This is a genomic window from Flavobacterium sp. FPG59 (assembly GCF_002150205.1).
Taxonomy (GTDB): Bacteria; Bacteroidota; Bacteroidia; order Flavobacteriales; family Flavobacteriaceae; genus Flavobacterium.
Map to the genome: position 1 here is coordinate 1 of NZ_MTCA01000265.1, position 3,701 is coordinate 3,701.

2 protein-coding genes are annotated in these 3,701 nt (G+C 33.8%); one reads left to right on the forward strand and one right to left on the reverse strand.

The annotated features are described in order from the left end of the window. Positions 1-343 (forward strand): hypothetical protein (locus FPG59_RS16735; protein ID WP_176330765.1); only part of this gene is annotated, 343 nt, incomplete at its 5' end. Between the two features lie 332 nt (positions 344-675). Here FPG59_RS16735 and polA read toward each other — a convergent pair. Continuing rightward, positions 676-3,516, reverse strand: a complete 2,841-nt coding sequence (gene polA, locus FPG59_RS14755; RefSeq protein ID WP_086455327.1) for a DNA polymerase I — start codon at positions 3,514-3,516, stop codon at positions 676-678. Positions 3,517-3,701: the final 185 nt, after the last annotated feature.

Below are 3,701 nucleotides of genomic sequence, written 5' to 3' on the forward strand. Positions count from 1 at the left end.
ATCTATAAGTAAAGAAGATGATGATGTTTTGAACAAATTAGTTTCAATTTTTATTGAGCTTTATGATAATAATGCTAAACGCTTAAATTCTAATGCTACAAAAAAAGTTGCCAACTTAATAGCTGGGAAATCGGTAAGTTCTTGTTTAAAGTTTGAATCAGCTATAGGTGCGACAGCAACAGCCTCTAAATTGAGAGCTAGCATTGATACAAAAGAATATATCAGTGACGGTAATAGTGATTGTAAAGCTATTGGATCAGATACTTCGTGTGCTATAGATGGTCATGTTTGTGTTACAACTGTAACAATGGCCTGTTCTAGTTCGTGTAGTTGGTGGAACTAATTTAAATATAAAATATTATGGTAGAAATTCTTTTTATGATTCTTGTGGTTTTTTATTTTGTATTCTGGATTTACTCCTTGTATACGGTTATAAACTTAACAACAGTGTCTTCAGTAACTAAAATGCTTCTTATTCTTTCGCTAATTGTTTTACAACCATTGGGTGTATTAGCTTTTTGGTTGTACAAAATTTTAAGCAATAAAAAAGCTGTCGCAATTTAGAAAGTTCATTATAATTTTTAAGTGTTCCTTAAAACGAATTGTTCATTACAAACCTCAAAAAAAAATCTCTAATTGCTTAATTAGAGATTTTTTTATTTGCGGTATATTTTATTAATGAGCTTCTAGCCAGTCTTTACCGGTGCCAATTTCTACTTCCAGTGGCACTACAAGTTGGAAGGCGTTTTCCATTTCGTGTTTAATCATAGGTTGTATTTTTTCCAGCTCTTCATTATGCACATCAAACACAAGTTCATCATGAACTTGCAATAACATTTTGCTTTTCCAATTTTCACTTTTTAACCTTTTATGAATATTGATCATTGCAATTTTGATAATATCGGCAGCACTTCCTTGAATAGGAGCGTTTACGGCATTTCGTTCTGCGCCACCACGTACGATGGCGTTTTGAGAGTTGATATCTTTTAAATACCTACGACGGCCTAAAATGGTTTGTACATAACCGTGGTCACGTGCAAAGTCTACTTGATCCTGTATATACGATTTTAATTTTGGATACGTTTGGTAATAGGCCTCAATCAATTCGGCACTTTCTTTACGGGTCAAACTAGTTTGATTGCTTAGTCCAAATGCTGATACGCCGTAAACAATCCCGAAATTTACGGTTTTGGCATGACTTCTTTGTTCGCGAGTTACCTCTTCAAGCGGAACGTTAAATACTTTTGATGCCGTAGATTTATGAATGTCTTCGTTGTTTTGAAACGCTTTTATCATATTTTCTTCTCCACACAAAGCTGCAATGACGCGCAATTCAATTTGTGAATAATCGGCAGATACTAGGGTGTGATTTTCATCTCTTGCAACAAATGCTTTCCTAATTTGGCGACCACGTTCCGTGCGTATTGGGATGTTTTGTAAATTAGGATTATTAGAGCTTAACCTTCCGGTAGCTGCTACGGTTTGCATATAGTCTGTATGGATGCGTTTAGTAACGGCGTCAACTTGGTTTGGTAATGCATCTACATAGGTGTTTTGCAATTTCACTAACTGTCTCCACTCCAAGATGTCCTTTACTATTTGATTTTCTGGGGCAAGATAACTCAGTATTTCCTCACCGGTAGCATATTGCCCAGTTTTGGTTTTCTTTTGTTTAACTCCGCCAATTTTTAATTTGTCAAATAAAATATCTCCTAATTGTTTAGGTGATGCCAAATTGAATTTTTCACCTGCAGTTTCATAAATGCTCGCTTCTAGTACTTTGATATCCTCATCAAGTGTTTTTGAAAGCGACTTAAGGAAATCTACATCAACCCGTATACCTTCTTTTTCCATATCGGCAAGTACTTTTACCAATGGGATTTCAATTTCTTCAAAAAGTTTTTTAGTTTCGGTTTGTTCTAGTTCTTGGGTAAAAATATTTTTAAGTTGCCAAGTGACATCAGCATCTTCAACGGCGTATTCTTTTATTTCTTCGAGAGCTACGTCACGCATTGATTTTTGATTCTTCCCTTTTTTTCCAATAAGAGCCTCGATAGATTGAGGTGAATATTTTAAATAAGTCTCGGATAAGATATCCATATTATGACGCATATCTGGATTAATTAGATAATGTGCAATCATGGTGTCAAATAACTTTCCTTTTACTTCTACCTTATAGTTGGATAGAATTTTCAAGTCGTATTTTAGATTTTGACCAATTTTTTCAATGCCTTCATTTTCAAAAAATGGAATGAATTTATCTATCAAAGCTTGTGCTTCTTCTTGATTTTCTGAAAACGGAACATAAAATCCTTTCCCTTTTTCATAAGAAAAAGAAATTCCCACTAGTTCTGCATGTAGTGCATCAAGCCCAGTAGTTTCGGTATCAAAACATACAGAGGTTTGTTTGTTTAAGTTGTTTAAAAGCAATTTTAGACCTAAATCACCTTGAATAATTTGATAGGAATGTTCAGTGTTTGTTAGCGTACTGTAAAATTGATTTCGATTCTCATCTGATGTAGCGTCTTGATCATTCGATCCAAAAAGATCAAATTGATCTTCATTTTTTGTAGACTTCTTATACAGTTTGGCATCTGTTTCGGATCCGTTATTTTGTGTAAGCGGAGATGGATTTTTAAAAATAGCGTCAAATTGCTCAGCCATTCTTCTAAACTCTAGTTCATTGAATAAGGCATCGGTTTTTTCTACATCAGGTGTAGAAAGCTCATAGTCATTTTCATTAAAGACAACAGGGCAATCCAGTAATATAGTTGCTAATGTTTTAGATAACAATCCTTTTTCTTTATTGGCTTCAATGTTCTCTTTCATTTTTCCTTTCAGCTTATCTGTATTTGCTAAAAGGTTTTCCATACTGCCAAATTCTTTTAACAATTTCTTTGCGGTCACTTCTCCTACGCCTGGTAAACCAGGAATGTTATCTGCCGTATCGCCCATCATGCCTAGAAAATCAATAACTTGTTCAGGTCTTTCAATTTCAAACTTAGCCAAGACTTCTGGGACTCCCCAAATTTCAATGCCATTACCCATTCGGGCTGGTTTGTACATAAAAATATTTTCAGATACTAGTTGTGCAAAATCCTTATCAGGAGTAACCATAAAAACCTGGTAATTCTCTTTTTCAGCTTGTTTTGCAATGGTTCCTATTAAATCATCGGCTTCATAACCGCTTACTTCAATAATAGGAATGTGCATGGCCTTGAGTAATTCTTGAATGTAAGGAACCGCAATTTTTATTGCTTCTGGTGTAGCGTCTCTATTTGCTTTATACTCAGGAAAGAGGTCATTTCTTAAATCGCTTCCGCCTTTATCAAATGCTACAGCAAGGTGATCTGGTTTTTCACGTTTTATAACATCCATCAATGAATTCATAAAACCCATAATGGCTGATGTGTCCATACCTTTTGAGTTAATACGTGGGTTTTTGATAAAAGCATAATAGCCACGAAATATTAATGCATAGGCATCAAGTAAGAAAAGACGTTTTTGTTGAGACATAATATATTTTTTGAAAAGTTCAAAAGTACAAAACTTGAATGAGTATGAACCGAAGCTTTTTAATTTTTATGGATTTGTATTTTATGAAATTGAAGTGATAATTTTTAAAGTTAAATATCTTTTAAGATTAAATTATGAAACACATAAAGTAAGAAAAAATACCATTTATCAATAAAATTATGTAT